General features: G+C 70.5%; 33 protein-coding genes and 1 riboswitch. Of the genes, 18 read left to right on the forward strand and 15 right to left on the reverse strand.

Features of this window, described 5'->3' with window-relative positions:
- Positions 1-17: 17 nt before the first annotated feature.
- Together ACWGIH_RS18885 and ACWGIH_RS18890 are read right to left on the reverse strand one after the other, a co-directional pair.
- Positions 18-2,582, reverse strand: a complete 2,565-nt coding sequence (locus ACWGIH_RS18885) for an ABC transporter permease (protein WP_453447969.1) — start codon at positions 2,580-2,582, stop codon at positions 18-20.
- A 12-nt stretch (positions 2,583-2,594) separates the two neighbouring features.
- Positions 2,595-3,446, reverse strand: coding sequence for an ABC transporter ATP-binding protein (locus ACWGIH_RS18890; protein ID WP_453447968.1), 852 nt, complete (start codon positions 3,444-3,446; stop codon positions 2,595-2,597).
- A 207-nt stretch (positions 3,447-3,653) separates the two neighbouring features.
- On the opposite strand from ACWGIH_RS18890, the gene ACWGIH_RS18895 reads away from it, so the two are divergent.
- The 3 genes from ACWGIH_RS18895 to ACWGIH_RS18905 all read left to right on the forward strand — a co-directional run bounded on the left by ACWGIH_RS18895 (position 3,654) and on the right by ACWGIH_RS18905 (position 4,721).
- Positions 3,654-3,881 (forward strand): antitoxin, encoded by a 228-nt coding sequence (locus tag ACWGIH_RS18895; protein WP_344526843.1) that lies wholly within the window; start codon positions 3,654-3,656, stop codon positions 3,879-3,881.
- 3 nt (positions 3,882-3,884) lie between these two features.
- Positions 3,885-4,256 (forward strand): fic family toxin-antitoxin system, toxin component, encoded by a 372-nt coding sequence (locus ACWGIH_RS18900; RefSeq protein ID WP_363310921.1) that lies wholly within the window; start codon positions 3,885-3,887, stop codon positions 4,254-4,256.
- 102 nt (positions 4,257-4,358) lie between these two features.
- Complete coding sequence (locus tag ACWGIH_RS18905) at positions 4,359-4,721, forward strand: VOC family protein (protein WP_453447966.1); 363 nt, start codon at positions 4,359-4,361, stop codon at positions 4,719-4,721.
- Positions 4,722-4,755: 34 nt separating this feature from the next.
- Here the strand turns inward: ACWGIH_RS18905 and ACWGIH_RS18910 are convergent, their stop codons facing one another.
- From ACWGIH_RS18910 to bioB, 4 genes are all read right to left on the reverse strand, one after another.
- Positions 4,756-5,427, reverse strand: a complete 672-nt coding sequence (locus tag ACWGIH_RS18910; RefSeq protein ID WP_453447965.1) for a class I SAM-dependent methyltransferase — start codon at positions 5,425-5,427, stop codon at positions 4,756-4,758.
- Positions 5,428-5,541: 114 nt separating this feature from the next.
- Positions 5,542-6,270: a dethiobiotin synthase gene (gene bioD, locus ACWGIH_RS18915; RefSeq protein ID WP_453447963.1), complete on the reverse strand. Its 729-nt coding sequence runs from the start codon at positions 6,268-6,270 to the stop codon at positions 5,542-5,544.
- Between the two features lies 1 nt (position 6,271).
- On the reverse strand, positions 6,272-7,561 hold the full coding sequence (locus tag ACWGIH_RS18920; protein WP_453447962.1) for an adenosylmethionine--8-amino-7-oxononanoate transaminase: 1,290 nt from the start codon (positions 7,559-7,561) through the stop codon (positions 6,272-6,274).
- Positions 7,554-8,762: a biotin synthase BioB gene (gene bioB, locus ACWGIH_RS18925; RefSeq protein WP_453447961.1), complete on the reverse strand. Its 1,209-nt coding sequence runs from the start codon at positions 8,760-8,762 to the stop codon at positions 7,554-7,556. The genes ACWGIH_RS18920 and bioB overlap by 8 nt, the downstream gene beginning before the upstream one ends.
- 164 nt (positions 8,763-8,926) lie before the next feature.
- Here bioB and ACWGIH_RS18930 point away from each other — a divergent pair, with 164 nt between their 5' ends.
- The gene (locus ACWGIH_RS18930; RefSeq protein WP_453447959.1) at positions 8,927-10,069 is read left to right on the forward strand and encodes an 8-amino-7-oxononanoate synthase; all 1,143 of its coding nucleotides are present in this window, start codon (positions 8,927-8,929) and stop codon (positions 10,067-10,069) included.
- Here ACWGIH_RS18930 and ACWGIH_RS18935 read toward each other — a convergent pair whose 3' ends face one another.
- Entirely contained in the window at positions 10,070-10,294 is a 225-nt protein-coding gene (locus tag ACWGIH_RS18935; protein ID WP_453447958.1) for a DUF397 domain-containing protein, read from the reverse strand.
- Positions 10,295-10,303: 9 nt separating this feature from the next.
- A complete protein-coding gene (locus ACWGIH_RS18940; protein ID WP_453447956.1) occupies positions 10,304-11,164 on the reverse strand; it encodes a helix-turn-helix domain-containing protein in 861 nt (286 codons plus the stop codon).
- A gap of 270 nt (positions 11,165-11,434) precedes the next feature.
- Between ACWGIH_RS18940 and ACWGIH_RS18945 the strand changes: the two genes are divergently transcribed.
- Positions 11,435-11,896: an ATP-binding protein gene (locus tag ACWGIH_RS18945; protein WP_453447955.1), complete on the forward strand. Its 462-nt coding sequence runs from the start codon at positions 11,435-11,437 to the stop codon at positions 11,894-11,896.
- On the opposite strand, the gene ACWGIH_RS18950 is transcribed toward ACWGIH_RS18945, so the two are convergent.
- Positions 11,885-12,796, reverse strand: coding sequence for a LysR family transcriptional regulator (locus tag ACWGIH_RS18950; protein ID WP_453447954.1), 912 nt, complete (start codon positions 12,794-12,796; stop codon positions 11,885-11,887). The genes ACWGIH_RS18945 and ACWGIH_RS18950 overlap by 12 nt on opposite strands.
- 167 nt (positions 12,797-12,963) lie before the next feature.
- Here ACWGIH_RS18950 and ACWGIH_RS18955 point away from each other — a divergent pair, with 167 nt between their 5' ends.
- Positions 12,964-13,593, forward strand: a complete 630-nt coding sequence (locus ACWGIH_RS18955; protein ID WP_453447953.1) for a LysE family translocator — start codon at positions 12,964-12,966, stop codon at positions 13,591-13,593.
- On the opposite strand, the gene ACWGIH_RS18960 is transcribed toward ACWGIH_RS18955, so the two are convergent.
- The 4 genes from ACWGIH_RS18960 to ACWGIH_RS18975 all read right to left on the reverse strand — a co-directional run bounded on the left by ACWGIH_RS18960 (position 13,571) and on the right by ACWGIH_RS18975 (position 16,244).
- Entirely contained in the window at positions 13,571-14,116 is a 546-nt protein-coding gene (locus tag ACWGIH_RS18960) for a DUF6328 family protein (RefSeq protein WP_453447952.1), read from the reverse strand. The two genes, ACWGIH_RS18955 and ACWGIH_RS18960, sit on opposite strands and share 23 nt — an antisense overlap.
- A gap of 147 nt (positions 14,117-14,263) precedes the next feature.
- A complete protein-coding gene (locus ACWGIH_RS18965) occupies positions 14,264-14,737 on the reverse strand; it encodes a C40 family peptidase (protein WP_453447950.1) in 474 nt (157 codons plus the stop codon).
- Positions 14,738-14,740: 3 nt separating this feature from the next.
- A riboswitch (cyclic di-AMP (ydaO/yuaA leader) is annotated at positions 14,741-14,904 on the reverse strand.
- 364 nt (positions 14,905-15,268) lie between these two features.
- Positions 15,269-15,577 (reverse strand): hypothetical protein, encoded by a 309-nt coding sequence (locus ACWGIH_RS18970; protein ID WP_453447948.1) that lies wholly within the window; start codon positions 15,575-15,577, stop codon positions 15,269-15,271.
- A 7-nt stretch (positions 15,578-15,584) separates the two neighbouring features.
- The gene (locus ACWGIH_RS18975; protein ID WP_453447947.1) at positions 15,585-16,244 is read right to left on the reverse strand and encodes an ATP-dependent Clp protease proteolytic subunit; all 660 of its coding nucleotides are present in this window, start codon (positions 16,242-16,244) and stop codon (positions 15,585-15,587) included.
- A 151-nt stretch (positions 16,245-16,395) separates the two neighbouring features.
- Here ACWGIH_RS18975 and ACWGIH_RS18980 point away from each other — a divergent pair, with 151 nt between their 5' ends.
- From ACWGIH_RS18980 to ACWGIH_RS19035, 12 genes are all read left to right on the forward strand, one after another.
- A complete protein-coding gene (locus ACWGIH_RS18980) occupies positions 16,396-17,886 on the forward strand; it encodes an amidase (RefSeq protein WP_453447945.1) in 1,491 nt (496 codons plus the stop codon).
- Entirely contained in the window at positions 17,846-18,364 is a 519-nt protein-coding gene (locus tag ACWGIH_RS18985) for a phage holin family protein (RefSeq protein ID WP_453447944.1), read from the forward strand. The genes ACWGIH_RS18980 and ACWGIH_RS18985 overlap by 41 nt, the downstream gene beginning before the upstream one ends.
- A 66-nt stretch (positions 18,365-18,430) precedes the next feature.
- The gene (locus ACWGIH_RS18990) at positions 18,431-18,799 is read left to right on the forward strand and encodes a gas vesicle protein GvpO (RefSeq protein ID WP_453448008.1); all 369 of its coding nucleotides are present in this window, start codon (positions 18,431-18,433) and stop codon (positions 18,797-18,799) included.
- Positions 18,800-18,866: 67 nt separating this feature from the next.
- On the forward strand, positions 18,867-19,292 hold the full coding sequence (locus tag ACWGIH_RS18995; protein WP_363207149.1) for a gas vesicle structural protein GvpA: 426 nt from the start codon (positions 18,867-18,869) through the stop codon (positions 19,290-19,292).
- Positions 19,289-20,068, forward strand: coding sequence for a GvpL/GvpF family gas vesicle protein (locus ACWGIH_RS19000; protein ID WP_453447943.1), 780 nt, complete (start codon positions 19,289-19,291; stop codon positions 20,066-20,068). Before ACWGIH_RS18995 ends, ACWGIH_RS19000 begins: the two co-directional genes overlap by 4 nt.
- Positions 20,069-20,071: 3 nt before the next feature.
- Complete coding sequence (locus tag ACWGIH_RS19005; RefSeq protein ID WP_453447941.1) at positions 20,072-20,335, forward strand: gas vesicle protein GvpG; 264 nt, start codon at positions 20,072-20,074, stop codon at positions 20,333-20,335.
- Positions 20,332-21,000, forward strand: a complete 669-nt coding sequence (locus ACWGIH_RS19010; protein WP_453447939.1) for a DNA primase — start codon at positions 20,332-20,334, stop codon at positions 20,998-21,000. The genes ACWGIH_RS19005 and ACWGIH_RS19010 overlap by 4 nt, the downstream gene beginning before the upstream one ends.
- A complete protein-coding gene (locus ACWGIH_RS19015; RefSeq protein ID WP_453447938.1) occupies positions 20,993-22,147 on the forward strand; it encodes an SRPBCC family protein in 1,155 nt (384 codons plus the stop codon). The genes ACWGIH_RS19010 and ACWGIH_RS19015 overlap by 8 nt, the downstream gene beginning before the upstream one ends.
- A complete protein-coding gene (locus ACWGIH_RS19020) occupies positions 22,144-22,548 on the forward strand; it encodes a gas vesicle protein (protein WP_453447937.1) in 405 nt (134 codons plus the stop codon). Before ACWGIH_RS19015 ends, ACWGIH_RS19020 begins: the two co-directional genes overlap by 4 nt.
- A complete protein-coding gene (locus tag ACWGIH_RS19025) occupies positions 22,545-23,333 on the forward strand; it encodes a GvpL/GvpF family gas vesicle protein (protein WP_453447935.1) in 789 nt (262 codons plus the stop codon). Before ACWGIH_RS19020 ends, ACWGIH_RS19025 begins: the two co-directional genes overlap by 4 nt.
- Positions 23,330-23,518 carry a gas vesicle protein gene (locus tag ACWGIH_RS19030; protein WP_160509195.1) on the forward strand — a complete coding sequence of 63 codons (189 nt, stop codon included), beginning with the start codon at positions 23,330-23,332 and terminating at the stop codon, positions 23,516-23,518. The genes ACWGIH_RS19025 and ACWGIH_RS19030 overlap by 4 nt, the downstream gene beginning before the upstream one ends.
- 89 nt (positions 23,519-23,607) lie before the next feature.
- Positions 23,608-23,871, forward strand: a complete 264-nt coding sequence (locus ACWGIH_RS19035; protein WP_453448007.1) for a gas vesicle protein K — start codon at positions 23,608-23,610, stop codon at positions 23,869-23,871.
- 59 nt (positions 23,872-23,930) lie between these two features.
- Here the strand turns inward: ACWGIH_RS19035 and ACWGIH_RS19040 are convergent, their stop codons facing one another.
- Positions 23,931-24,476, reverse strand: a complete 546-nt coding sequence (locus ACWGIH_RS19040; protein ID WP_453447933.1) for a type 1 glutamine amidotransferase domain-containing protein — start codon at positions 24,474-24,476, stop codon at positions 23,931-23,933.
- 126 nt (positions 24,477-24,602) lie between these two features.
- Positions 24,603-26,075 carry an aminotransferase class I/II-fold pyridoxal phosphate-dependent enzyme gene (locus tag ACWGIH_RS19045; RefSeq protein ID WP_453447931.1) on the reverse strand — a complete coding sequence of 491 codons (1,473 nt, stop codon included), beginning with the start codon at positions 26,073-26,075 and terminating at the stop codon, positions 24,603-24,605.
- Between the last annotated feature and the right edge of the window lie 50 nt (positions 26,076-26,125).

Raw genomic sequence — 26,125 nt, forward strand, 5'->3', positions numbered from 1 at the left:
ACCCGTGTCACCCGTTGTCACTCGTGCGCGATGGCCGCGAGCACATTCATGCGTGAGGCACGCAGCGCGGGCAGCAGGGCCGCGGCCAGGCCGACGATCACCGAGCCGATCAGCACCGCGACCACCGTCGTCCAGGGGATCGCGAACGCGGTCATGCCCTGCAGCGCGAGCACCTGTTGGGCCGCGACGCCCCACACCAGGCCGAGCGCGAGCCCGAGGAGCGCGCCGAACACCGCGATGACCACCGACTCCAGGCGGATCATCCGGCGCAGCTGCCGCCGGGCGAGTCCGATGGCGCGCAGCAGACCGATCTCGCGGGTGCGCTCGACGACCGACAGGGCAAGGGTGTTGACCACGCCGAGGACCGCGATGATGATCGCCAGGCCGAGCAGAGCGTAGACGAGATAGAGCATCACGGCGATCTGCTCGCGGATCAGTTCCTTGTAGTCGGCCTGGTCGCGGACCTGCACCTGCGGATACGGGTCCAGCGTCTTCTCAAGACGGTCGCGCAGGGTGTCGGCATCCGTGCCCGATGCGGCGTTCACGTACAGGGCGGAGTCCTGGCCCCCCGGCACGAACTCGTCGATCGTCTCCATGCCGAAGTAGATCCCGCCCTCGACGCCGAATCCCTCGGCGCCCGGCTGGTCGGTGAGCGCGCCCACCGTCAGTTCCGTCTTGCGCCCGCCGGGGAACTCCACGGGCAGCCTGGAGCCCGTCCGGATCTTGTGATCCCGGGCGAAGTCCCGCTGCATGGCGATACTTCCGGGGGCGAGCGCCCGAGGGGTGTCGCCGGTGACGTACGTGACGCGGGCGACGTCGTCGAGGCGTGGATCGTAGCCCGCCGCCGTCGTCTCCACGCTCTTGCCGTCCGGCATGGAAACCTTCACGGGCGTGAACCGCTGCCGCACGACGAGTCCGGCGCCCTCGGTGTCCTTGACCTTCTCGGTGATCTCCTGCGAGAAGGGCATGAAGTTGCTGTTCTGCACGACGAAGTCGGCGCCCAGCGTCTTGTCGATCTGTTCGTCGAACGACTTGGTCATCGACGCGCTCGCCACGGACATGCCGCTCACCAGGGCGAGGCCCACCATCAGCGCGGCGGCCGTGGCACCCGTACGGCGCGGGTTGCGCAGCGCGTTGCGCTGGCTCATCCGGCCGACCGAGCCGAACAGGGCGGGGAAGGCGCCGCCGAGCACCCGGATCACCGGACGGACGAGGAGCGGGCCCGCGATCACGGTGGCGACCAGGGTCAGGACGAGGCCGAGGCCGAGCAGGGACGCCGCCGACGCGGTCTCCTCCGCGAGGGCACAGCCCACCAGGGCGGCGGCGCCCGCCGCCCCGACGAGCGCGCCGACCGCCGCGCGGATCTTCAACGGCCGCCCCACGCCCGCGATCTCCGCGTCGGCGAGCGCGGCCATCGGCGACACGTGCGCAGCGCGCCGCGCCGGGAGATACGCCGCGACGAACGTGACGCCGACCCCGACGACGTACGAGGCGACGGGAGTTGCCCACCCGATGACCATCTCGGTGGACTTCAGGTTCATCCCGAAGGCGCCCATCAGCTCGATGAGCCCGGCCGCGAGACCGATCCCCGCCGCGAGACCGACCGTGGAGCCGACCACGCCGAGCAGGATCGCCTCGACGAGCACGGAGCGGCGGACCTGCCTGCGGTCGGCGCCGAGGGCGCGCAGCAGGCCGAGTTCACGGGTGCGCTGCGCGATCAGCATCGAGAAGGTGTTGACGATCAGGAAGATGCCGACCAGGACGGCGATCCCGGCGAAGCCGAGCATCACGTACTTGATGACGTCCAGGAAACCGCCGAGTTCGGACGCGGCCGACTCGGCCTGTTCGTCCGCGGTCTTGAGGTCGTAGCCGCTGCCCAGCTCGGCGGCGACACGACGCTTCAGCTCGGTGTCGCTCACGCCGGGAGCGGCGTCCACGGAGATGCCCGTCGCGGCGTCCTTGTCGCCGAGGAGCTCACGCTGGGCGGTCGCCGTGTCCAGGTAGACCAGCGCGGCGCCGGGGTTGGTGGTGGTGAAGGTGACGATGCCGACGACCTTCACCTTGAAAGAGCCGGGCGCGGCGAGCACCGTGAGGGTGTCGCCGATCCGCACGTCCTTCTTGTCGGCCGTGTCCTTGTCGAGCAGTGCCTGGTCCTTGTTGCGGGGGGCGTGCCCCGCGGTCAGATCCACCGGGCTGCGATCGTTGGGCGCCCAGTTGGTGGCGACGGTGGGGGCGCCCGTGGTGGAGCCGACCGGGTCGTTCTCGCTGTCGACGACCGTGATGTTCTCGACCGCCGCGTCGACACGGGTCCGTGCGACCCCGTCGACCTCGGCGATGCGGTCGGCGAGATCGACGGGGATCGTCGGTGTCCGGCCCGACGGCACGGCCTCTTCGAGGTCTTCCTTCGGCTCGACGGTCACGTCGGCGGATGTCGAGGCGAAGAGCCGGTCGAAGGTGCGGGCCACCGTGTCCGAGAAGATGAGGCTGCCGGCGACGAACGCCACCGAGAGGATCACGGCGAGCGCGGAGAGCAGCAGTCGGCCCTTGTGCGCGAGGAAGCTCCTGAGCGTCGCCTTCAGCATGTCCGCGACGCCTCAGTCCTGGTCCGGCTTGCTGTCGACGTCGACGACCCGATCGCCCTCGGCCCCGGGCCGGCTCTCCTGCGGCAGCGCGTGGATCACGTCGAACCGCTTGAGGCGTTCGAGGACCGACTCCGCCGTCGGGCGCGGCATCTCGTCGACGATGCGGCCGTCCGCGAGGAAGAGCACCAGGTCGGCGTGGGCTGCCGCGCCGGGATCGTGGGTCACCATCACGACCGTCTGCTCCAGCTTGTCGACGGCCTCGCGCAGGAAGCCGAGCACCTCGAGGCCCGCGCGCGAGTCGAGGTTGCCGGTCGGCTCGTCAGCGAAGATCAGCTCGGGACGTGAGGCGAGTGCCCGTGCACAGGCCACGCGCTGTTGCTGGCCGCCGGAGAGCTGGGCGGGGCGGTGCTTGAGGCGGTCGCGCAGGCCGAGCGTCTCGATGACGTGGTCGAGCCACTCGCGGTCGGGGCGCTGGCCCGCGATGTCCATGGGCAGCGTGATGTTCTCGGCGGCGTTCAGGGTGGGGATGAGGTTGAAGGACTGGAACATGAACCCGATGCGGTCCCGCCGCAGTCGCGTCAGCTCCCGCTCCCTGAGCCCGGTGATCTCGGTGTCGCCGAGCCATACCTGTCCCGCGGAGACCGTGTCGAGCCCGGCGAGCAAATGCATGAGCGTGGATTTTCCCGAGCCGGACGGGCCCATGACCGCCGTGAAACGGCCGCGCGCGATGTCCACGTCGACCGAGTCGAGGGCGAGCACCGTGGTCTCGCCGGAGCCGTACGCCTTGGTCAGGCCGCGTGCCCGCGCGGCGACCCTGGCGGGCTCCGCGAGGCCTGTGGCCGATGCCGAAGCAGGTGTGGACAAGGCCGCCTCCTGGGTAGTGGCCGCTCCAACTCCCGTAATCCTGCCGAGAGTAGAGGGTCGGGGCGGGCGCCGGTATCCCTCCAAGGTCGTGAACCGTAGACGTATGTAAGGGGCACGGGTGGCCCATCCGGGTGTGCGCCTCTGCGCCCTTCCGTGCTCTCCCGCGCCCTCTTGCCGGTGCTAGCGCCTCGGCGCTAGCTTGAAGGCATGGCGAAGACCCAGCTGAACGTACGGGTGGACGAAGGCACCGCCCGGGCCGCGCGCGAGCGAGCACTCGCCCGTGGGATGAGCGTGAACCGCTACATCGAGGAACTGGTCAAACAGGACGCCGGCGAGGTCGGCCACACCTTTGTCGAGGCTGCCGCCGACTTCATGAAGCAGTACGAATCCGTGTTCGCCGAAGAGTTCGGTGCTGAGCGCGAGGGTCGTCGTTAGCCCTTGAACCTCAGAATCGATCTTGCCTGGCTTTTGATGATCGCCGAACACAAGACGCCCGGAGACCCGCAGGTCACCGACTGGGGTGCCCTGGTGGCCGCCGTCAGCCGGCACGAGGCGGAGATCTTCGGCGTGCCCGTCTACGAAGGCCCGCACGACCGTGCCGCCGCCCTGCTCCAAGTCCTCCTGCACATCCCCGCCCTGGAACGCTCCAACGCCCTCTTCGCCTCGTCAGTCGCCTACGCCTATCTGGTCGCCAGCGGCATGAAGGTCGTCACCTCGCCCGAGCAGGTGCGCGAACTGGCCCGCCTGGTGAAGGAGGACGGGGCGAGCGTGCGCGCCATCGCGGACGAACTGCGCAAGTGGAGTCTGTAGTCGCGGAGTTCGCCCCAGCCGACCGGATGGTGCGGTGCGCGCCAATGATCATGCGGCGGGGATAGGTTCGGCGGGGAAGAGCCGCACTCCAGGAGGACGACCATGCCTGCCGCCATCCAGCCGATGATCATCACCCCGGACATCGACCGCCTGCTGCGCTTCTATCAGGAGCTGCTCGGCGCCAAGGAAGTGTCCAGGACCCCGGAGGAAGGGACCGCGTTCTTCGTGGACCTGCGCATCGGCGACTCGGAGCTCGGCGTCGTCTCGGACCCGAGCGTGCCGCTCGACACGCCGCAGCGCATCCTGCTGAGCGTGGCGGTGGACGCCGTGGACGACCTCCTCGCGAGGGTGGGGTCCCTGGGCGGCGAGGCGCTCGGGCCGGCCAACGACATGCCGTGGGGGCAGCGGGTCGCGCACATCAAGGACCCGGACGGCAACGCGGTCAACCTCACGCAGGTGATCTGACGTCCGCCGGGTGCGCTGACCGCCGTCACCGAGGTCAGTCGTCCTCCGGCCGCCGTGCCGTGCCGAGCACGCAGTAGGAGGACGGCAGCCGCGGCCCCTTCGGGGGCACCAACAGGCTCCGGTACGGGCCGATCTCGAAGCCAGCCGTACGCAGCGCGCCCAGGGTGTCCCGTGCGACGTGACAGCCGCCGAAGAGCAGGGGCCAGACCGTGCGGTCCAGGACGCGCTGCGTGGCCGCCATCGCCGCGCCCGGAGCCACACCGTGCTCGAAGAACCGCAGCTCGCCGCCCGGCCGCAGGACGCGCCGCAGCTCGCCGAGGGCACGAGGGACGTCCCGCACGCTGCACAGCACCAGCGAGGCCACGGCGCCGTCGAAGGCCTCGCTCTTGACGGGCAGCGCCTCGGCGGCGCCGGGCACGACGTCGACCGGCACATCGGCCCGTACGGCGGCGGACGCGGCCAACTGCCGCAGAATGCGCTCCGGTTCGATGGCCACGACCTCGGAGACCGCCGTCGGATAGTGCGCGAAGTTCAGCCCGTTCCCCGCGCCGACCTCGATCACCCGACCGGAGAGACCGGCGAGCAGCTCCTTGCGGTACGTGGCGATGACGCGCTCGGCGGCCACGCTCTGACGGGCGTAGAACCGGGCGAAGACAGGATGATGCACCGCGTCCCGGGACGCGGACCTGGCGGAGCGAGGCGACATGAACCCTCCTCGGCGGGACGACCGGACACCGCAATGGTGCCCCGGCAGCGCCCCTTTCCCCCCTGCCGAGGCCCGCGAGTCCCGGGACGGACCCGAACGGGGAACCCCTCGGTTTCAGGCGCTCCGTGGTGCCTCACGCGTCGTGAACGCCGCGCCGTTCCACGTCCCCCCGAGCTCCGGGCCGAGCCACGTCCCGGCCCTGGTGCGGAAGGTGTCGGGCGCGAGGGCCGCCGAGCCCTCCGGTACCGCGCCGAGCAGGGGGGCGCCCGCGCACCGCGGCAGGTCCGCGACGTTGCAGCGTGACGCGAGGTCCGGTGCCGCGGGCCAGCTGCCGATCACCACACCCAGCGGGGCGAGTTCGCGCGCCCGCAGGGCCTCGGCCGTGAGTTCCGTCGCGTTCAGCGTGCCGAGGCCCGCCGTCGCGACGACCAGGACCGGGGCCGACAGGAGGCGCGCGGCGTCGGCGAGGGTGGCGCCCTCGTCGTCGTAGTGCACGAGCAGGCCGCCCGCGCCCTCGATCAGGACCAGGTCGTGGTCGGTCGCCAGCTTCTCCGCCGCCGCGGCCACCTCGTACGGACGGACCGGCGCCATGCCCACCCTTCGCGCGGCGGTGTTCGGCGCCAACGGCTCGGGGAAGCGGGCGAGTTCGAGGGTGGTGATCGCCTCGCCCGCGAGCCGCGCCACCTCTTCCGCGTCGCCCTGCTCACCGGGCGCCACCCCCGTCTGCGCGGGCTTGAGCACCGCGACGCTGCGCCCCGCGGCGAGCGCGACGGCGGACACCGCCGCCGTCGTCACCGTCTTGCCGATCTCGGTGCCGGTCCCGGACACCACGACGATCGTCATCTCAGCCCTCCTTCGCCGCCGCGCACACCGCGCGGCCGATGCGTGCCACGTCGTCGTCGCCCGTGATGAACGGCGGCATCGTGTAGATGAGGTCGCGGAACGGCCGCACCCACACCCCTTCGCGTGTCGCGGCGCGGGTGGCCGCCGCCGTGTCCACGCCGTGGTCAAGCTGTACGACGCCGATCGCGCCGAGCACGCGTACGTCCCGTACGCCCGGCAGCTCCGCCGCCTCGGCCAGCGAACCGCGCAGGCCCGCCTCGATGCGCTTGACCTCGGTCTGCCAGTCCTGCCCGAGCAGCAGATCGATCGAGGCGTGGGCCGCCGCGGCGGCGAGCGGATTACCCATGAACGTCGGGCCATGGGCGAGGACGGGAACCTCGCCACGGGAGATGCCGTCCGCGACCCGCGAGGTGCACAGCGTCGCCGCCAGCGTCAGATAGCCGCCGGTCAGCGCCTTGCCCAGGCACATCACGTCGGGCGTGACACCCGCGTGGTCCGCGGCGAACAGTGCGCCCGTGCGGCCGAACCCCGTGGCGATCTCGTCGAACACGAGCAGCACGTCATGCTCGTCGCAGGCCTCCCGCAGCACCCGCAGATAGGCGGGGGAGTGGAATCGCATCCCGCCCGCACCCTGCACCACTGGCTCCACGATCACACCGGCGAGCTCGTCGGCGTGGCGCCCGATCACCTCGCGCAGATGGTCGGCGTAGGCGTCGTCGTACGACTCGAAGCCCGCGGGCGGCATGTCCGCGAACAGTTGCTGGGGCAGCGCCCCCTGCCAGAGCTCGTGCATGCCGCCCTTGGGGTCGCACACCGACATGGGCTGCCAGGTGTCCCCGTGGTAGCCGCCCCGCCAGGTCAGCATGCGCCGCTTGGCCGGCCGGCCGAGCGAACGCCAGTGCTGCAGGCACATCTTGATCGCGACCTCGACCGACACCGAGCCGGAGTCCGCGAGGAAGACATGCTCCAGGCCCTCCGGAGATATGTCGACGAGGCGCTTCGCCAGGCGGACGGCGGGTTCATGGGTGAGCCCGCCGAACATGACATGGCTCATCCGGTCCAGTTGGCCGCGCACCGCGTCGTTGAGCACAGGGTGGTTGTAGCCGTGGATCGCCGACCACCAGGAGGACATGCCGTCGACCAACTCGCCGCCCCCGCCCGCGAGTCGCAGCCGCACACCGCTCGCCGCCTCGACGACCAAGGGCTCCTCGCGGCCGGGCATGGGGCCGTACGGGTGCCACACATGACGGCGGTCGAGATCGAGCAGTTCGGGAACGGAGAGGTCAGGCATTGGGCGCCAGATCCGTTCCCGCGCCCCGGCGGCGTACCGCGACCAGATCCGTGCGCGCCTCGGACGGCTCGTCCTCGGAGATCTCGGACGGCGCCGAAGCCGGAGCCGACGCCGGTGCCGACTCCGAGGACCCGCACGGACCGCAGCCGCCCCCGCCCTCGCCGTGCGACCCGCAGCCGGCCGCCGCCAGCGCGTCCGCGCGGTGCTCGGGCAGCGTCACCGTGTCGGTGCCCTCCACCTCGAAACCCGCGTCCGCGATCATCTCCAGGTCGGTCTTGCCGGCCTGGCCCTCGCTGGTCAGGTAGTCGCCCAGGAAGATCGAGTTGGCGAGGTGCAGCGCCAGGGGCTGCATCGAGCGCAGGTGCACCTCGCGGCCGCCCGCGATGCGGACCTCCACATCGGGGCAGACGAAACGGACCATCGCGAGGATGCGCAGGCAGCGCTGCGGGGTGAGGTTCCACTCCTTGGCCAGCGGCGTGCCCTCGAAGGGGATCAGGAAGTTGACCGGCACCGAGTCGGGGTCGAGGTCGCGCAGCGCGTAGACCACGTCCACCAGGTCCTCGTCACTCTCGCCCATGCCCGCGATCAGACCCGAACAGGCGGAGAGGCCCGCGGCCTGCGCCTGCTGCACGGTGTCCACGCGGTCGGCGTAGGTGTGGGTCGTGGTGATCTCGCCGTACGTGCCCTCGGACGTATTGAGGTTGTGGTTGTACGCGTCAGCGCCCGCGGTGCGCAGTTTGTCCGCCTGGCCCGCGGAGAGCAGACCGAGGCACGCGCACACCTCGACGCCGTCGTTCTGCTCCTTGATGGCCTCGATGGTCTGCGAGACCCGGTCGACGTCGCGGTCGGTCGGACCGCGCCCGCTGGCGACCAGGCAGACCCGCTTGGCGCCGCCCGCCACCCCGGCGGCCGCTGCCTGCGAGGCCTCGTCGGGCTTGAGCCAGGTGTACTTGAGGATGCCTGCCGTCGAGCCCAGACGCTGCGAACAGTACGAGCAGTCCTCCGGACAGAGGCCGGACTTGAGATTGACCAGATAGTTGAGTTTCACCCGGCGCCCGAACCACTGCCGCCGTACCTTCCCGGCGGCGGCCACCACGTCGAGAAGCTCGTCGTCGGACGTGGCCAGCACGGCCAGCGCCTCTTCACGGGTCGGCAGCTCGCGCCGAAGCCCCTTGTCCACCAGCGTGTTCAGCAGATCCATGGCGCTGATCCTTACGCACGGGGGCCCCGCTTTCCAAGGAGACTTCGCACAACAGAAACGCTGAGAGGTGTGGGTATTGCCACATCCTGGCCCGGTGGCCTGACGGCTAGGGTCTGTGCACTGTCTACAAACCGGCCAGTGCCGACGACCCGGAGGGGACCCCCATGGCGAGCTCGCCGTTCGACTGGATCGACGAGCAGGCGAGCCTGCGCGCACGGGCCGGACTCGTCCGTACGCTGCGCCCCCGCCCCGCCGACGCGGGCGGCCTCCTCGACCTGGCGAGCAACGACTATCTGGGCCTGGCCAGGCACCCCGAGATCACCGAGGGCGCGGCGGCCGCCGCCCGGCGCTGGGGCGGTGGGGCCACCGGCTCCCGTCTGGTGACCGGCTCCACCGAACTGCACGCGGAACTCGAACGCGAGCTCGCCGAGTTCTGCGGCTTCGAGGCCGCTCTGGTCCTTTCCTCCGGATATGCGGCGAACCTCGCCGCCGTCACCGCCCTCGCCCCGCACGGTTCGCTGATCGTCTCGGACGCGGGCAACCACGCCTCGCTGATCGACGGCTGCCGCCTGGCGCGCGGTACGACGCAGGTGGTGCCGCACGCCGACACCGAGGCGGTGCGCAAGGCACTGGACGCGCACGCGGGTCCCGCGATCGTCGTTTCGGACACCGTCTTCTCGGTCGACGGGGACGCGGCGCCGCTGAAGGAACTGGATTCCGTCTGCCAGGAGTTCGGTGCCGGTCTCGTCGTCGACGACGCCCACGGGCTCGGCGTGCTCGGCGACGGCGGCCGTGGCGCACCGCAGGCGGCCGGGCTCGCGGGCACGGACCACACGGTGGCCACGGTCACCCTGTCGAAGTCCTTCGGCAGCCAGGGCGGTGCGGTCCTCGGTCCCGCCAAGGTCATCGACCACCTGGTCAACGCGGCCCGGACCTTCATCTTCGACACGGGGCTCGCGCCCGCCGCCGCGGGGGCGGCCCTCGCGGCCCTGCGGTTGCTGCGCGCCGAGCCGGAGCGTGCCGCACGGGCACGCGCGGTCGCGGCCGAGCTGCATGAACGCCTCACCGCGGAAGGTCTCTCGGCGGTACGTCCCGACGCCGCCGTCGTCTCCGTGCGCGCGCCGTCCCCGGAAGCGGCCGTGCGGTGGGCCGCCGACTGCAGGGGCGCGGGCCTCGCCGTCGGCTGCTTCCGTCCGCCGTCGGTTCCCGACGGCATCTCGCGGCTGCGGCTGACCGCCCGGGCGGACCTCACCGACGGACAGATCGCCGATGCCGTACGAGTGATCAGCCGCGCCGCACCCCGGTAGTCACCGGAGGCCGTGGACGAAGGCCTCCCAGGTCGTGGGCGAGAAGAGCAGGGCGGGCCCTGCCGGGTTCTTCGAGTCACGCACGGCGAGCAGCCCCTGCTTCGGCCCTGAAGCGAGCGAGGCCGTCTCCACGCAGTTGTTCATGCCGTTGCTGCGACTGCTGCGATACCACCGTGCACCGTGCAGAGATGTGCTGGAACGTACGTGCCGAGGCGGTGCCGTCATGGTGCCCCCTTACGCGCCGTCACGTATCCCGGCGATGTGGTCCGTTGATTCCTCGGGCGAAAGCGCCTTTCCCTGAAGGGAGTTGAAGGCCTCCGTGTAGGCCTGAAGGTCTTCTTTCCGTTCGAGGTAGAGGCTACTCGTCAAGTGGTCGAGAACAACCACATCCAGATCAGCAATGTTCGGAAATGAGAAAATAACGAAAGGGCCGATGAGGCCCACGTGCTCTCCGGCGGCGAACGGCAACACCTGAAGCCGCACGTGAGGCAACTGCGCGGCCTCCAGCAACCGTTTCAACTGGCCCGCGAGCACCGCGCTGCCGCCCACCGGCCGGTGCAGCACCGCCTCGTCCAGGATCACGCTCAGTCGCAGCGGCGGGGCCGCGCGCAGCACGTCCTGACGGGCCAGACGCACCTCCACCAGCGTGTCCACCTGCTGTTGGGGCAGCCCGTCGAGCGCGGCCCGCGTCACCGCACGCGCGTAGTCCGGGGTCTGCAGCAGGCCCGGCACGACGGTGGTCTCCAGGGTGCGCATCCGGCAGGCCTGCGACTCCAGGCTGATGAAGTCGCGGTAGGCGGGCGGCAGCAGCTCGCGATAGGCGTGCCACCAGTGGTGCCGTCCGCCGTCGTCGTCCGAGACCGCCAATGCCACCAGCAACTGACGGAGTTGCGGGTCCGCCACCTCGTACGCATCGAGCAGCAGACCTACGTCGGCCGCCTTGACGCTGCTACGTCCCGTCTCGATCCGGCTGACCTTCGACTGATGCCAGCCGACCCGGTCCGCCGCCTGGCCACTGGTGAGCCCGGCGTGCGTGCGTAACGCACGCAATTCGGCGCCGAGTTTCCTGCGGCGCACCGCGGGACCATACCGCATGTCCGTCTCCTTCCCGACGGAGCGTTTCTTTTCGGCCTCCCCCGGGCCGTTCAGGGGCGACAGTAGAGGAAGCGCCGACCTCGCGCCCAAATACGGTCTCCCGTAGCAGAGTTCACCGCTTTGAGCGACAGATATATGCACATCTTGGTGGATGGCCACCTCTGAGGGGCCCAAGAGTGGCAGTCTGGCGCGAAGCACCATTCCGGGACTGTCCTCGTGCCTTCGCTACGAGTCGGAGCCGAGCCCCGGTGGGAAAGGGACAGCGTCGCCATGGCAGATCTTCAGGAAGCATCCGTCACTCTGCCGAGCGATCCTGCCTCGGTCTCCGCGGCGCGGAAATACGTCTCGACCATCCTGGCCGAGTGGGGTCTGCCGGCCGGGACCGAGGCGGCCGACACGGTGCGGCTCATCGTCTCCGAACTCGCCACGAACGCCGTCCAGCACACCCGGGGCGAGTCGCCCACCTTCCGGGTGGACATCGAGCTGGACCGGGACGAGCAGCTGCGCATCGGTGTGACCGACAGCCACCCCCGCTACCCCAAGCGGCTGCCCGCCGCCGTCCAGCAGGACAACGGCCGGGGCCTCGTCATCATCCGCTGGCTGACCATGGAGTGCGGCGGCAGGCTGTCGGTCACGCCCACTCCCGAGGGCGGCAAGACGGTCTGGATCGAGCTGCCGTGGAACGCTTCCGTCCGCGGCGAGGCAGCGGCCCCCTCGACCTCACCCCGCTGAGCGGCCGAAGGCGCCCCGGAGCAGGGCCCGGAAGGTGTCCGCCGCCGGGTGTGACACGTCGGTGCGGTGGACGACCGAGATCGTGCGCCGCAGACTGCCCGGCTCCAGCGGCCTCGTCCCCACCGGGGTGGCCGCCGTCCGCGCCACCATCTCCGGTACGACGGCGACGCCGAGCCCGGCGCTGACCAGCGCGCACACCAGCGCGTAGCCCGGAGTCTCGACCAGGACCGCTGGGGTCGCGCCGGCCCGGAGGAGCGCGGACTCCACGCCCTGCCGGGGCGGATGCGTCGGCGCCATGCTGATGAGCGGGTGCCCGGCGAGTTCGCTCAGGGGCAGCCGTGACGCGTCGCTCGCGAGCGCGTGGCCCGGCGCGGTCACCAGGACCAGCTCCTCGACCAGGACCGGCTCCGCGCTCACGGAGGCGGGCAGCGCCACCGGGTCAGCGGGCTCGTAGGTGTGCGTGAGGGCCAGATCGACCTCGCCCGCCGCCACGGCCGCGACGCCGTGCGGCGGTTCATAGCCCCGCACCGTCAGATCGACGTCCGGATGGGCGCGGCGGAACGCGGTCAGCGCGGGCGGCACCAGATGGATCCCGGCGGTGGTGAAGGTCCCCACGCGCAGCCTGCCGCCGGAAAGGCCCGCCAGTTGGGTGAGTTCGTGCCGGGCCTGCTCCATCTCGTCCAGGACCCGGCGGGCTCGCGCGAGCAGCAGCTCACCCGCGCCGGTCAGCCGTGCCCCGCGGTGATGCCGCACCAGGAGCGCGGTGCCCGCCTCCCGTTCGAGCTTGGCCAGCTGCTGGGAGAGGGCGGGCACGGTGTAGCCGAGGCGTTCGGCGGCGCGGGTGATCGACCCGGCCTCGGAGACCGCCACCAGTGCGGCGAGCCGCGTCGGGTCGTACATGGTCTCTCCCGGTGGTCTCACTCCCGTGGGTCTCTCACCGTGGCCTCTCTGCGGGAGCCGGCGGGGCGCGAGGTGTTCCGACGGGCGTGGGGGTAAACGTCTGCTTAAGGCTGACCCAGGATATTCCACATACCTGCTGAAGGCAGAAGAACGGCAGGGTGGACGCCATGGACGCAGAACTGGTCGCTTTCACCGGTGTGGCCGCGGGCATGGTCGCCATGCCGGGCGCCGACTTCGCGGTCGTGGTGCGCAACGCCCTCGCCTCCCGCCGCGCCGGGGTCACCTGCGCGATCGGTGTGGCGGGCGGGCTCCTGGTGCACACGGCGCTCGCGGTGGCCGGGGTCGCGGCGGTCCTCGCGGCGGTGCCCACGCTCTTTCGCGCGCTGCAGATCGTGGGCGGGGCCTATGTGCTGTACCTGGGGTATCGCGCGCTGTGTTCGGTGGCGCGCCCGCCGCGGAGCTTCGGCGTCCAGGAGGATGCGGGGCGGAACGCGGTCGGGGGCAGCCTGCGGCAGGGCTTCTTCACCAACGCGCTCAACCCGAAGGCGCCGATCACCTTCCTCAGCGTGCTGCCGCAGTTCGTGCCCGCGGGCAGCCCCGCGATGCCCAGGACACTGCTGCTCGCGTCGATCATCGTGGCCCTCGCCCTGGTGTGGTTCCCGGCCGTCGCGCTCCTGGTCGACCGGCTGGGACGGTGGCTGCGCAGGCCGCGTACGGCCCGTGCGATCGAGGGAGGCACGGGCGTCGCGTTGAGCGTGCTCGGGCTGGTGCTCCTCACCGAGGCCCTGATCGCCTGACGTCGTCCGAGGCGTCCGGGTCCTCGTCGTCGTCGCGCGCATGTCGCACCAATAGGGGAAGCAGGCCCCACAGTCCCGCGCACACCACGAACGTGGCCGCGCTCGCGATGATCCCGCCGGTCCGGCCCACCGCCACGTCGACGACCAGGAGCACGGCGCCCGAGACCGCGAACACCAGGACCGCCAGACCGATGCCGGCGAGACGGGACGAGACGCGCACGATCAGCGGCTTGGAGTGCTGCCCGAACAGCGACCTGTGCACCGCTGCCGGAGCGGTGAACAGCGCGGCGGCGAGCACGGCGAGCAGCAGCGTGGCGACATATGTGGAGCGCTGCACCGTGTCGAGCGAGGGGAAGCGCTCGGTGAAGGCGAGCGTCAGCAGGAAGGCGAAGAGGATCTGGACGCCGGCCTGCGTGACGCGCAGTTCCTGGAGGATCTCCGCGAAGTTGCGGTCGGCGCGCTCGAAGCGCGTCTCGTTGCGCGGTGGGCCGCCCGAGACGGAAGAACTGTTGTTTTCGGCCATGGCGCACGAGTATCCGCGTCGTCGCCCCCCACGCCTGGCGGGCGCGCCGACCAGAGGGCCGGGCGGGGGCCGCCGGGGGGCCGGTCGGGCGGCGGCAGCAGCCGTGAGGCCCCCGCCGGCGCCCGACCGGCGACCGGTGACGGATGATCAGCGCACCCTGCCGTACGAGACGCTCTTCGTCCAGATCTTCTCCAGCCGCACCTTGGTGTTCGACTTGGGGGCGTGCCAGATCCGGCCCTTACCGGCGTAGATGCCGACGTGGTAGACGTTCCGGCCGGAGTGGAAGAAGACCAGGTCGCCGCGGACGCGGTTGGACGCCGAGACATGGCGGGTCTTGTTGTACTGCTGTGCGGCGGTACGTGGCAGCTTCTTGCCCGCGCGCTTGAAGGAGTACTGGGTCAGGCCCGAGCAGTCGAACCGGTGCGGCCCCGTGGCTCCGTAGCGGTACGGAGAGCCTTTCTTGGAGGCGGCGATCTTGAGCGCCTTCGTCCCGTGTGTCGCGGCCTCTGCTTCCGACGAGAGCCCTGGGGCCACGAGGGTGCCGCCTACGACGGCGAGCGTGAGGGCGGATACGGACCCGACCCTGGTCAGCAGCGACGGAACGTGATTCAGCGCAGTCATGCGCAACCCTTCGTCAACCGCCTGTGAAGGATGACCTGTCGGATTCGGGCTGACAAAGTTGCCCGGCCGCGTACTGCGGCTTCACCCCAAGGGTCGCTGTCCGGACCTTCCGGACCGACCCGTCATGCCTGGGTCCTCCACTCCTGCCGATGCACCGATGTCGACCGGTCATCCGGGCGGCGGCAGGACTCGGCGTCCGCCCGGACCGCCCCGCCGCTGTGGCGGGGGCTTGTCGTCGGAGAGGATCTTGACCCGAGATGGGGTCGAATTCCGAGCCGAAACGGCGTTTTGTGAGGCTCCTCACGGCTGAACCGTTCGGGTGGACACGGTCGGATTCGCGAGACGGAGAGCGCGCCGGGCGATCGTGCGACCAGCACCGGAACGAGGAATTCCGGCCCACGCGTACGCATCTGACGCAACTGAAGACATCTCGAAAAAGGACGAATGTCTACGCCGAACGAGGTAGCCCGTTTGGTTCGTTTGAGATCGGGGCCGGACGCAACGGAGTTCGGGGAATGGGGTGACGGGTGCTCAGGACGCCTCTGGAGGCGGCACGGTGACCCGGCCGGTCCGCCGCTCTCCGTCGAGCACACGCAGCGCACGGGCCAGCGTCGGTGCGTGCACGGCACTTTCGCCCCGCTGATGCATGAGCGTCAGCGCGTCCCGCAGGGCGGTCGCGCTGCCGACCATGGCCTGAGCGGCGCGCAGTCCTCCGTAGGTGTCCGTCGCGCGGGCGGGGTTGATCCGGCCCAGCAGATCGACCACTTCGAGGTACCGGTCGATCAACTCGCCCTCGGCGCGGGTGAGTGCGGGCAAGGGGGGAAGTTCGGGCGGCAGCATCGGCGGCTCACCCCGCGTCCGGGGTGCGCGGGGCCGGGCTGTTCGGGCTGTTCGGGGAAGACTTGCGGCTCGCGATGATCCGGTCCACCAGGCCGTAGCCGACTGCGTCGCCGGCGTCGAGGATCGTGTCGCGCTCGATGTCGGCCGCGACGCGTTCCGTGCTCTGCCCCGTGTGCCTGACGAGCAGTTTCTCCAGTTGCGCGCGGGTGCGCAGGAGTTCGTCGGCCTGGATCGCCAGGTCGGAGGTCTGGCCGTGCACCGGTTCGGCGAGCGAGGGCTGATGGATCAGCACGCGGGCGCCGGGCAGCGCGAACCGCTTGCCGGGAGTGCCCGCGGCGAGCAGCACGGCCGCCGAGGACGCGGCCTGCCCCAGACAGGTCGTCTCCACGTCGCAGGTGACGAACTGGATCGTGTCGTAGATCGCGGTCATCGCGCTGAACGAGCCGCCGGGGGAGTTGATGTAGAGCGCGATGTCGCGGTCGGGGGCCAGGTATTCGAGGTGCATGAACTGCGCCATCACGTCGTTGGCCGACGTGCCGTCGATCGGCGTCCCCAGAAAGACGATGCGCTCGTCGAACAGCTTCGAGTACGGGTCCAGCGTCCGCCGGCCGGTACGGGAGCGCTCGGTGAACTCGGGCAGGACATAACGGGCGAACGGTTGATTCATGGCATGTCTCTCCTCTGCCGGGGTCGGCTGCTTCCCAAGGCTTCCTGTAAAAAATGTACAGGACGTACGTAACGTGGTGGTGAGAAGCGAGGACGGCGTGGGCATGCTTCGCCTCGTCGTTAACCCCACCGCCCCCAGCCGAAAGCGCCGTATGACAGCGTCCGAGCTCGTCCACCTCACCGCCCGCGAACTCGCCGCCAGGATCCGCACCAGGGCGGTCTCCGCCCGCGAGGCCGTACAGGCGCACCTCGACCGGATCGAGCAGGTCAACGGCCCCGTGAACGCGGTCGTGACGCTCGTGGCGGAACGCGCGCTCGACGAGGCGCGCACCGCGGACGAGGCCACGGCACGCGGCGCCGCGCTCGGCCCGCTGCACGGGCTGCCCGTCGCCCACAAGGACACCCACGACACCCGCGGCATCCGGACCACCTACGGGACACCGCTCCTCGCCGACAACGTCCCGGACCGGGACGAGTTGATCGTCGAGCGCATCCGCGCGGCCGGGGCGATCACCATCGGCAAGACCAACGTGCCCGAGTTCGCGGCCGGCTCGCACACCGTCAACCCTGTCTTCGGGGCGACCCGCAACCCGTACGACCTCAGCCGTTCGGCGGGCGGCAGCAGCGGGGGAGCGGCGGCCGCCCTCGCGTGCGGCATGCATCCCCTCGCCGACGGCAGCGACATGGGCGGTTCGCTGCGCAACCCCGCGTCGTTCTGCAACGTGGTGGGCCTGCGCCCGTCACCGGGCCGGGTGCCGACCTGGCCGGACTCCGCGCCCTGGTCGACGATGGCCGTGCAGGGGCCGATGGCCCGCACCGTCGCCGACGCGGCTCTGCTGCTCTCCGTCGTCGCCGGGCCCGACCCGCGCTCACCGATCGCCCTGGAGACGCCGGGGAGCGCCTTCGGCGGGTCGCTTGAGCACGATCTGACGGGACTGCGGATCGCCTGGTCGCCCGACCTGGGCGGAGCGGTCCCGGTCGACCGGGAGGTGAGAGACGTGCTCGCGCCCGCCGTCACGGTCTTCGCCGACCTGGGGTGCGCGGTCGAGGAGGCATGCCCCGAACTGGGCGGCGCCGACGAGGTGTTCCGCACGTTGCGTGCCTGGCAGTTCCACCTGGCGCTCGGCGCGCTCGTGGAGAGCTCGGCGGACCGGATGAGAGCCGCCCTCGTCCGCAATGTACGACAAGGGCGCGCGCTCACCGGCATCGACCTGGAGCGGGCCACCGTGCTGCACGGCGAACTGTTCCACCGGGTGCGGGAGTTCTTCGACCGTTACGACGCGCTGATCCTGCCGACAAGCCAAGTGCCTCCCTTCCCGGCCGAGTTGGAGTATCCGGACAACATCGACGGGGCGCCGATGACGGACTATCTGGACTGGATGCGCTCGGCGTACCTGGTGTCCGCCACCGGCTGCCCGGCCCTGTCCGTGCCCGCCGGATTCACCCCGGGCGGGCTGCCGGTCGGCCTGCAGATCGTCGGGCCGCACCGCGGGGACCTTCGTGTTCTGCGGATCGGCCACGCCTTCGAGCAAGCCACCCGGCACGGCGAGCGCAGGCCGGGGCCGAGCGTTACGCGTCCGGACGCACGGGTACTCGGGCGCCATGAACCGTTTGGAGCATCTGGACAAGAGCCTCGTCGATGAACTGACGCGTGCGGCCCGCGAGGCCGTACGGGACGAACTGAGGGAGCAGACGCGGGGGCAGCGTCGCAAGGCCGCGCTGTACGGCGGTGCGGGGGCCGTCGGCCTCTACGCGGGCGCGGCGCTGGCACTCGCCTTCGGTCTCGCGCTCGCTCTGTGGCTGCCCGACTGGGCGGCGGCGCTGATCACCGCGGTGGTGCTCGGTGGTGTGGCCTATCTGCTGCGGAACGCGGCGCGTCCCTCCGCGGGCCGTCCTTCCGCCGATCGGGCTTCCGCCGACCGGACTTCCATGGATCGCCCCTCCACGGAACACCCGTCCCCGGTTCACCCCTCCGCGGACCTGCCGTCCGTGGACGGGCCGGCCATGACCCCGCCGCCCGTGACACCGCCGGCGCCCGAGCGGCCGACGGCGCCGCCGACCGTGGACGCGACACATCCGGGCGGCGTGGAGCCCGAGGTGCCGCACCGCTGGGGTCAGTGATCCGGTCCACCCGAACAGAGATGTTTGGCCAACGGGTTACGGGCCACTCGGGGAATTGAGGTGGCCATATTGAACACATCATCGGATCCAGAGAAGAAGAAGGCGAGTTCGCAGAACTCGCGTAATTCAACCGAACACGCGGAAAGCGGCAGCGCGAAGCGCCGCCCGGGCCCCATGGAGGTGCTGCGCATCGCACGCACCCAGCTCGCCGAGCTGACCGGGATGGCCGCCGAGTCCGTGTCGTCCTTCGAACAGACCGAGGACGGCTGGACGCTGGAGATCGAGGTCCTGGAACTCACCCGGGTGCCGGACACGATGAGTCTCCTCGCGAGCTACCAGGTGGAGTGCGACCCGCAGGGTGAACTCCTGGGTTACCGGCGGGTCCGCCGCTACGAACGCGGACGCGCCGACGGCAGCAAGGGCGGCGGCCGCTGAAGCGGCTGTTCGTGCGGTTTTCCGCGAAATATCCACAGACATTCCAGACTAAGGAGGGTCGATCGGCATGACCGTTGTCCCAGCACAGCAATCCGGCGGATCGGGCGGCACCAGTGGTCTGTACGACGTCCTGGAGCTGGTTCTCGACCGCGGCCTCGTGATCGACGCCTTCGTGCGTGTCTCGCTCGTGGGCATCGAGATCCTGAAGATCGACGTGCGAGTGGTGGTCGCCAGTGTCGACACCTACCTGCGCTTCGCCGAGGCGTGCAACCGCCTCGACCTGGAGGCAGGTCCGCACAAGAACCCCGGTCTCCCCGACCTCGTGGGCGAGATGACCGAATCCGGTGCGCGCGGCAAGTCGAAGGGCGCCCTTTCGGGTGCTGCCGAGACCATTTCCGACGCGTTCAAGCAGTCGCGTGAAGAGAGCCAGTCGGAGTCCCGCCCGCGTGCCCGCAAGAGCACGTCGGCGCGTCGGAAGGAGGAGCAGGAATGAGCACGTACGTCTATGGCATCACCGCGAGTTCGCACCCTTCGCTCCCCGAGGGCATGGAAGGCGTGGGAAAGCCGGCCCGCCCCGTGCGCATCCTCAAGGAGGGGGGCCTGGCGGCGATCGTCAGTGACGCCCCCGAGGGGCTGCGCCCCAAGCGCAACGACCTGCTGGCCCATCAGAACGTGCTGAACGAGGCGGGCGCCGCAGGTCCGGTCCTGCCCATGCGGTTCGGCAACGTCGCCCCCGACGACGCGGCGGTCACGAGCGTCCTCGCGGAGCGGGCCGAGCACTACGACGAGCGTCTCTCGACGCTGGCGGGCAAGGTCGAGTACAACCTCAAGGCCAGCCACGAGGAACAGGCCGCTCTGCACCGCGTGATGGCGGACAACCCCGAGGTGCAGGCACTGGCAGAGGCCAACCGTCAGGCGGGCGGCGGCAGTTACGAGCAGAAGCTGCAGCTCGGCGAGATGGTGGTGGCCGCACTCCAGGCTCGCGAGGCCGAGGACGCGGTGGAGCTGCACCGCACCCTGGAGCCGACGGCGCACTCCGTCAGCGTGGGCCCCGAGTCCACGGGATGGCTGGCCAATCTGTCGTTCCTCGTGGAGCGCGAGTCGGCCGAGGTGTTCCTGGCCGCCGTGGAGGAAGCCCGCAAGGCCCACCCGCACATCGAAATCCGCGTCAACGGCCCGCTGCCGCCCTACAGCTTCGTCGAGCCCGGTCCTTCCGATCCGACCGGGGCCACGCCGGAGTCCGCGAGCTCGCAGGCCGGGCGGGAGTAGCTCATGGGCCTCATCGGCGAAGTACTGATGCTGCCGCTCGCTCCGGTGCGCGGCGGTCTCTGGGCGGTGGGCCAGGTAGTCGCCGAGGCCGAGCGCCTGTATTACGACCCCGCCACTGTTCGGTCCGAACTCGCCCTTCTCGAGCAGCAGCTCGAGTCGGGCGAGATCGGGGAGGAGGAATTCGACCGCCGGGAGGACGAGTTGCTCGACCGCCTGGAAATAGGCCTGCGCCCCGGCGCGGGAACCGACAACGGGACGTCACAATGAATCGAGTGGGACTTGGCCTCGCCGTAGGGGCCGGATACGTCCTCGGACGTACGAAGAAGATGAAACTCGCGTTCGCGGTCGGCACCATGGTGGCCGGCAAGCGGATGAACCTGAGCCCGCGCGCGCTGGGTGACCTGCTGTCTCAGCAGCTGCAGAACAACCCGCAGTTCAAGGAGATCGGCGACCAGCTGCGCGAGGACATGCGCGGGGTCGGAAAGGCCGCGACCGGAGCGCTGGTCGAGCGGCAGATCTCGGGCCTGGCCGACCGGCTGCACGGCCGGACGGCGGATGTGCGGGACCAGCTCTCGGGCGTGACGCCGGACATACCGGGTCGCGGCACCCAGGAGGACGAGGAAGAGCCGGACGACGCGTACGAGGAGTACGACGGCGAGGACGACCGGGACGAGCGGGACCACGAGGAGTCCGCCGAGGCGGAGTCCGACGAGGAGCCCGACGAGAGGCCCCGGCCGCGGAAGAAGGCTCCCGCGCAGAAGGCCGCCCCCAAGAAGGAGGCCGCCAAGAAGACCCCCGCCAGAAAGACGGCGGCGAAGAAGAGCCCTGCGAAGAAGACGGCGAAGAAGGCCCCCGCCAGGGCCGCGGCGAAGACGTCCGCGCGCCGTGCCACCGGGGCCCGGTTGCCGAAGGAGGGGGGCCGCGATGAGTGACACCCTGAAGTCCGCCACGGGCAAGGCGAAGGACAACCCGCTCACCGGCATCGCGCAGAGCGAGGCCGCCGACCGCTTGAAGTCCGAGGTCCAGGAGTACCTGGGCGCCCAGGCCCAGCGGCTGCTGGTGGGAGTGGGCCACAAGCTCGGCCAGACGACGGGCAAGCTGAACGACATCGCCGAGGGCAACAGTCCGGGCTTCGCCAAGCTCGCCCTCGACGGCGGCCGCAAGATGGCCGAGGGCAAGGGGCCGCTGCGGTCCGCCGTGGAGATCGGTGCCGGCCGCGCCAAGGACAGCGTTGTCGGAGCCTTCAAGAACCTGACCGGTGGCAAGGGCCGCCGCAAGAGCGGGGCCGGCAAGAAGCCGACGGTCATCATGGAGTTCATCGACGTCGGCGTGCCCCTGCGCACCGCGTACGACCAGTGGACCCAGTACCAGGACTTCAGCACCTTCGCCAAGGGCGTCAAGAGCGCGAACCGCGCCGACGACACCACCACCGACTGGCAGGCCAAGATTTTCTGGTCCAACAGGAGTTGGAAGGCCCAGACCACGGAGCAGGTCGCGGACGACCGGATCGCGTGGACCTCGGAGGGCGCGAAGGGCACCACGAAGGGCGTCGTCTCCTTCCACTCGCTGGCCGAGAACCTCACGCGCGTCCTGCTGGTCATCGAGTACTACCCGAAGGGCCTCTTCGAGAAGACCGGCAACATCTGGCGCGCCCAGGGCCGCCGGGCCCGGCTGGACCTGAAGAACTACGCACGGTTCATCACCATCAAGGGTGAGGCGGAGGACGGCTGGCGCGGCGAGATCCGCGACGGCGAGGTCGTCACCAGTCACGAGGACGCGGTCGCGGAGGAAGAAGAGGCCGAGGGCGAGCAGCAGGACGTCGCCGAGGACGAGTACGAGGGTGACGAGGAGCGGCCGGAGGAGTCCTACGAGGACGAGGAAGGCGAGCCCGAGGAGGACGAGCACGACGAGGAAGCGCGCGATGAAGAGGAGCGCGACGAGGAGGAGCAGCCCGAGGAGTCCTACGAGGACGAAGACGAGGAAGACGAGGACGCCGACGAGGCGAAGTACGACGAGTACGAGGATGAGGACGAGGCGAAGCACGACGAGGACGCCGCGGTGAGCGGGAGCCGTCGATGACGATGGCTGGTCGGATGCCGGAGCCTTACGGGCAGCAGGGTGGCGGCGCGAACCTCGCCGACATCCTGGAGCGCGTGCTCGACAAGGGAATCGTGATCGCCGGGGACATCCGGATCAACCTGCTCGACATCGAACTCCTGACGATCAAGCTGCGGCTCATCGTCGCCTCCGTCGACAAGGCGAAGGAGATGGGGATCGACTGGTGGGAGGACGACCCCGCGCTCTCCACCCGCGCCCGTCGGGACGAACTCACCCGTGAGAACGCCGAGTTGCGTGCCCATGTCGCCGAACTGGAGCAAGGCAGGACGGGGCAAGAGGGCAGGACGGAGCGAGGCAAGGTGGAACAGGGCAAGGTGGAAGAGGGAAGGACGAAGCGCGGCAAGGCGGAGGAAAGCACATGAGTGGACTGCGGTACGTCTACGCGATCTGCCGGCCCTTCGACGCGGCGCTTCACGCGCAGCTGACCGGGGTGGACGGCGCACCCCCCGGTCAGCTGTCGCACCACGGTCTGATCGCTGTGGTCGGCACCGTGCCGGAGCAGGACTTCGCCGAGGAGCCGCTGCGGCGCCATCTGGAGGATCTGGACTGGCTGAGCGCCACCGCGCGCGCTCACCAGTCCGTGATCGACGCGCTCACGGCGGTCACCACGCCGCTGCCGCTGCGCCTCGCCACGGTCTTCCGGGACGACGCGGGGGTGCGCGCGATGATGGAGGCACGGGAGGACTCCTTCAGGCGCACACTCGACCGGCTCGACGGCCGGGTGGAATGGGGTGTCAAGATCTACTCCGACGCGCAGGCCGCGAGCCCGGCCGCCGAGCCGGAGAAGCCCGCGTCGGGCCGGGACTACCTGCGCCAGCGCCGGCAGCGCAACCGGGCGCACGAAGAGATGTGGGAGAGCGCCGAGAAGTTCGCCCACCGGCTGCACGACACGCTCTGCGAGCATGCGGAGGACGCCAGGCTGCACGCGCCGCAGAACTCCGCGCTCTCCAAGGAGTCGGGCCGCAACGTGCTCAACGCGGCCTACCTGGTGCCGCGTTCGGAGTCGGAGGCCTTCGTCGAGCTGGTGGAGCGCGTGAAGGGCGAGGAGTCCGGCATGCGCGTGGAGCTCACCGGGCCGTGGGCCGCGTACTCCTTCGCGGGCGTGGAGGTCGAAGGGGACGATGTGGCGGGGGAGGCGGGACTGTGACCGTCGTCGAACGCCGCGAGGTCGCCTTGGTCGACCTGCTCGACCGGCTGCTCGCGGGCGGGGTCGTCATCACCGGTGACCTCACCCTGCGCATCGCGGACGTCGATCTCGTCCGCATCGACCTGAACGCGCTGATCAGCTCGGTGAACGAGCAAGTCCCCTCACCTTTCGAGGAGTTGCTGTGAGCGAGGCCGAGCCCGAGCGCCGCGAGCCCGCGCCCGAGCCCGAGCCTGCGCCCGAGCAGCTCCGGGAGCGGCCCGCGGGGAAGAACCGGCTGGAGTTGGAGCCGGACACGGTGGAACGCGATGTGATCAAACTGGTCCTTACCGTCGTGGAGCTGCTGCGCCAGCTCATGGAACGGCAGGCCGTGCGCCGGTTCGACACCGGCGAGCTGGACGAGGACCAGGAGGAGCGCATCGGCCTCACGCTGATGCTCCTCGACGATCGCATGGCCGAACTGCGCGATCGCTACGGCCTGCGGCCCGAGGACCTGAATCTGGACCTCGGGCCGCTGGGGCCGCTGCTTCCCAGGGACTGACAGTTCGAGTTCCGAGGGACTGACAGTTCAGTTTCCGAGGGACTGAGGGTTCGGGAAGCTCAGGAACCGCTGGGCTTCCCGAACTCCGTCAGGAACGCCTCGCAGAACGCCTTCAGGTCGTCCGGCTTGCGGCTGGTGATCAGCGCGTTGGGCCCGTCGTGGCAGACCTTCACCTGCTCGTCGACCCAGGTGCCGCCCGCGTTGCGGATGTCCGTACGGAGGCTGGGGAACGAGGTGAGTCCACGGCCCGAGACCACGCCGGCCTCGACGAGGACCCATGGGGCGTGGCAGATGGCCGCCACCGGACGGCCGCTCTCGAAGAAGCCCTTCACGAAGGAGACGGCGCCCTCGTCCAGGCGCAGCGCGTCCGGGTTGGCCACGCCGCCCGGCAGCACGAGCCCGTCGAAGGAGTCCGCCGACACCTCGCCGACGACCTCGTCCACGGGGAACGTGTCGGCCTTGTCGAGATGGTCGAAGGCCTGGACGCGGCCCGCCTCGGTCGACACGAGGACGGGCTCACCGCCCGCGTCGGTCACCGCCTTCCAGGGGTCGGTGAGTTCGATCTGCTCGACGCCCTCGGGCGCCATCAGGAATGCGACACGCATGACTGCTCACTCTCCTTGTGGAGGCCCGGACGGAGATGTCCGGGCCTCTTTCCTCGGTTTCCTTGTGTTCTTCGGCCCGTCCGGTGGTCGGGCCGTGGTGGACGGGTCGTCCTGGGGGCCGTGCGGTCAGCCGGTCGTCTCCCGGACCACCCGCACGGTGTCGATGCCGGGATCCGCCGCGTCGGGCAGGTTCATCCCGGCCGCCTTGCCGGTGCGCAGATAGCGCAGCACCGGCTCGGTGAGGCGTTCGCCGGGCAGCGCCGCGGGAATGCCCGGCGGGTACGGCGTCAGCATCTCGGCCGCCACGCGCCCCGCGGCCTCGGCCACCGGCACGTCGACGGTCGGCCCGAAGTAGGCGTCTCGCGGCAGATCGACCTGGGGGAGCCGCAGCGCGGCGGGGGAGGGGACGTCCACCTCCGGCACCGGACGCAGGCCGGGAGCGGCCTGGGACAGTGCTCGCAGCGCGGCCAGGAGCTGATCTGTCGTCTCCCGGTCGTCGGCGTGCGTGAGCTGGGTGCTGATACGGCGGTGGTCGGCCAGATGCGCCTCGATCGAGCGGTGCTCACGCAGCCAGTCCGCCGCCCGGAATCCCGACGTGCCGAGGCCACTCACGTCGATGACGACCGGCAGTGGGTCGAAGTCGGCGGCGGGACCGCAGAAGTCGACGCGGTCGTTCACGTGCAGCCCGTCGATCTCCTCGATCTCCGCACGCACGCCGGCCGCCAGATCCAGGGCCGCCCCCATCAGGTCCTTGCCGTTCAGGGCCATCTGGCGGCGCCAGCCGTCGAGGCCGGCGTAGATGAGCACGGAGGGGCTCGTCGTGCCGAACAAGTCCGCCCGGGACTTCAGCACCGTCGGGTCGATCAGGTCGCCCTGGAGGTGGAAGACGGACCCCTGCTCCAGGCCGCTGCCCATCTTGTGGATGCTCGTCACACAGATGTCGGCGCCCGCGTCCATCGCCCACGACGGCAGATCGGGGTGGAACGGCAGATGCGCGCCCCAGGCCTCGTCCACGATCAGCGGGCGGGAGTGCCGGTGACAGACGTCCGCGATGCCCCGCAGATCGGCGCAGCTTCCGTACGGGGTCGGGCTGGTGACCAGGGCGCCCATCGCGTCGGGATGGGCGGCGAAGGCCTCGGCATAGGCGTCGGCCGAGGGCGGGTGCGCCAGATGCCGGTCGGGGTCCCAGCTCGGATCGACCCAGATCGGACGGATCCCGGAAAGGATCAGGGCCGATACGACGGACTTGTGAGCGTCACGCCCGATGAGCAGCTTCTCGTGCGGTCCCGCGGCCGAGAGCATCGCCGCCTTGACCGACAGGGAGCTGCCGCACGTGGAGAAGAAGGTGTGCGCCGCGTGCACGGCGTCGGCCATCAGCCGTTCGGCCCGTTCGAGGACCTGGCCGCGGCCGAGGCGGTCGTCGAGACCCCCGGAGGCGAGAAGATCGCCGTGGAAGACGGCATCGCCCAGCACCTCCCGCACCAGCGGATCGGCGCCCCGGGCCTGTTTGTGGCCCGGCGGGGTGAAGGAGACATGGCCCTTCCTGCGGTGCTCCGCCAGGGCTTCGAGTACGGGGGCTCGCGCGTGATCGACGGTCATGGATCACGAGTTCCCTGGTGCCGTCAAGGTCAATCAGAGTGACTGAGGGC

The sequence above is a fragment of the Streptomyces sp. NPDC054872 genome (assembly GCF_053610705.1).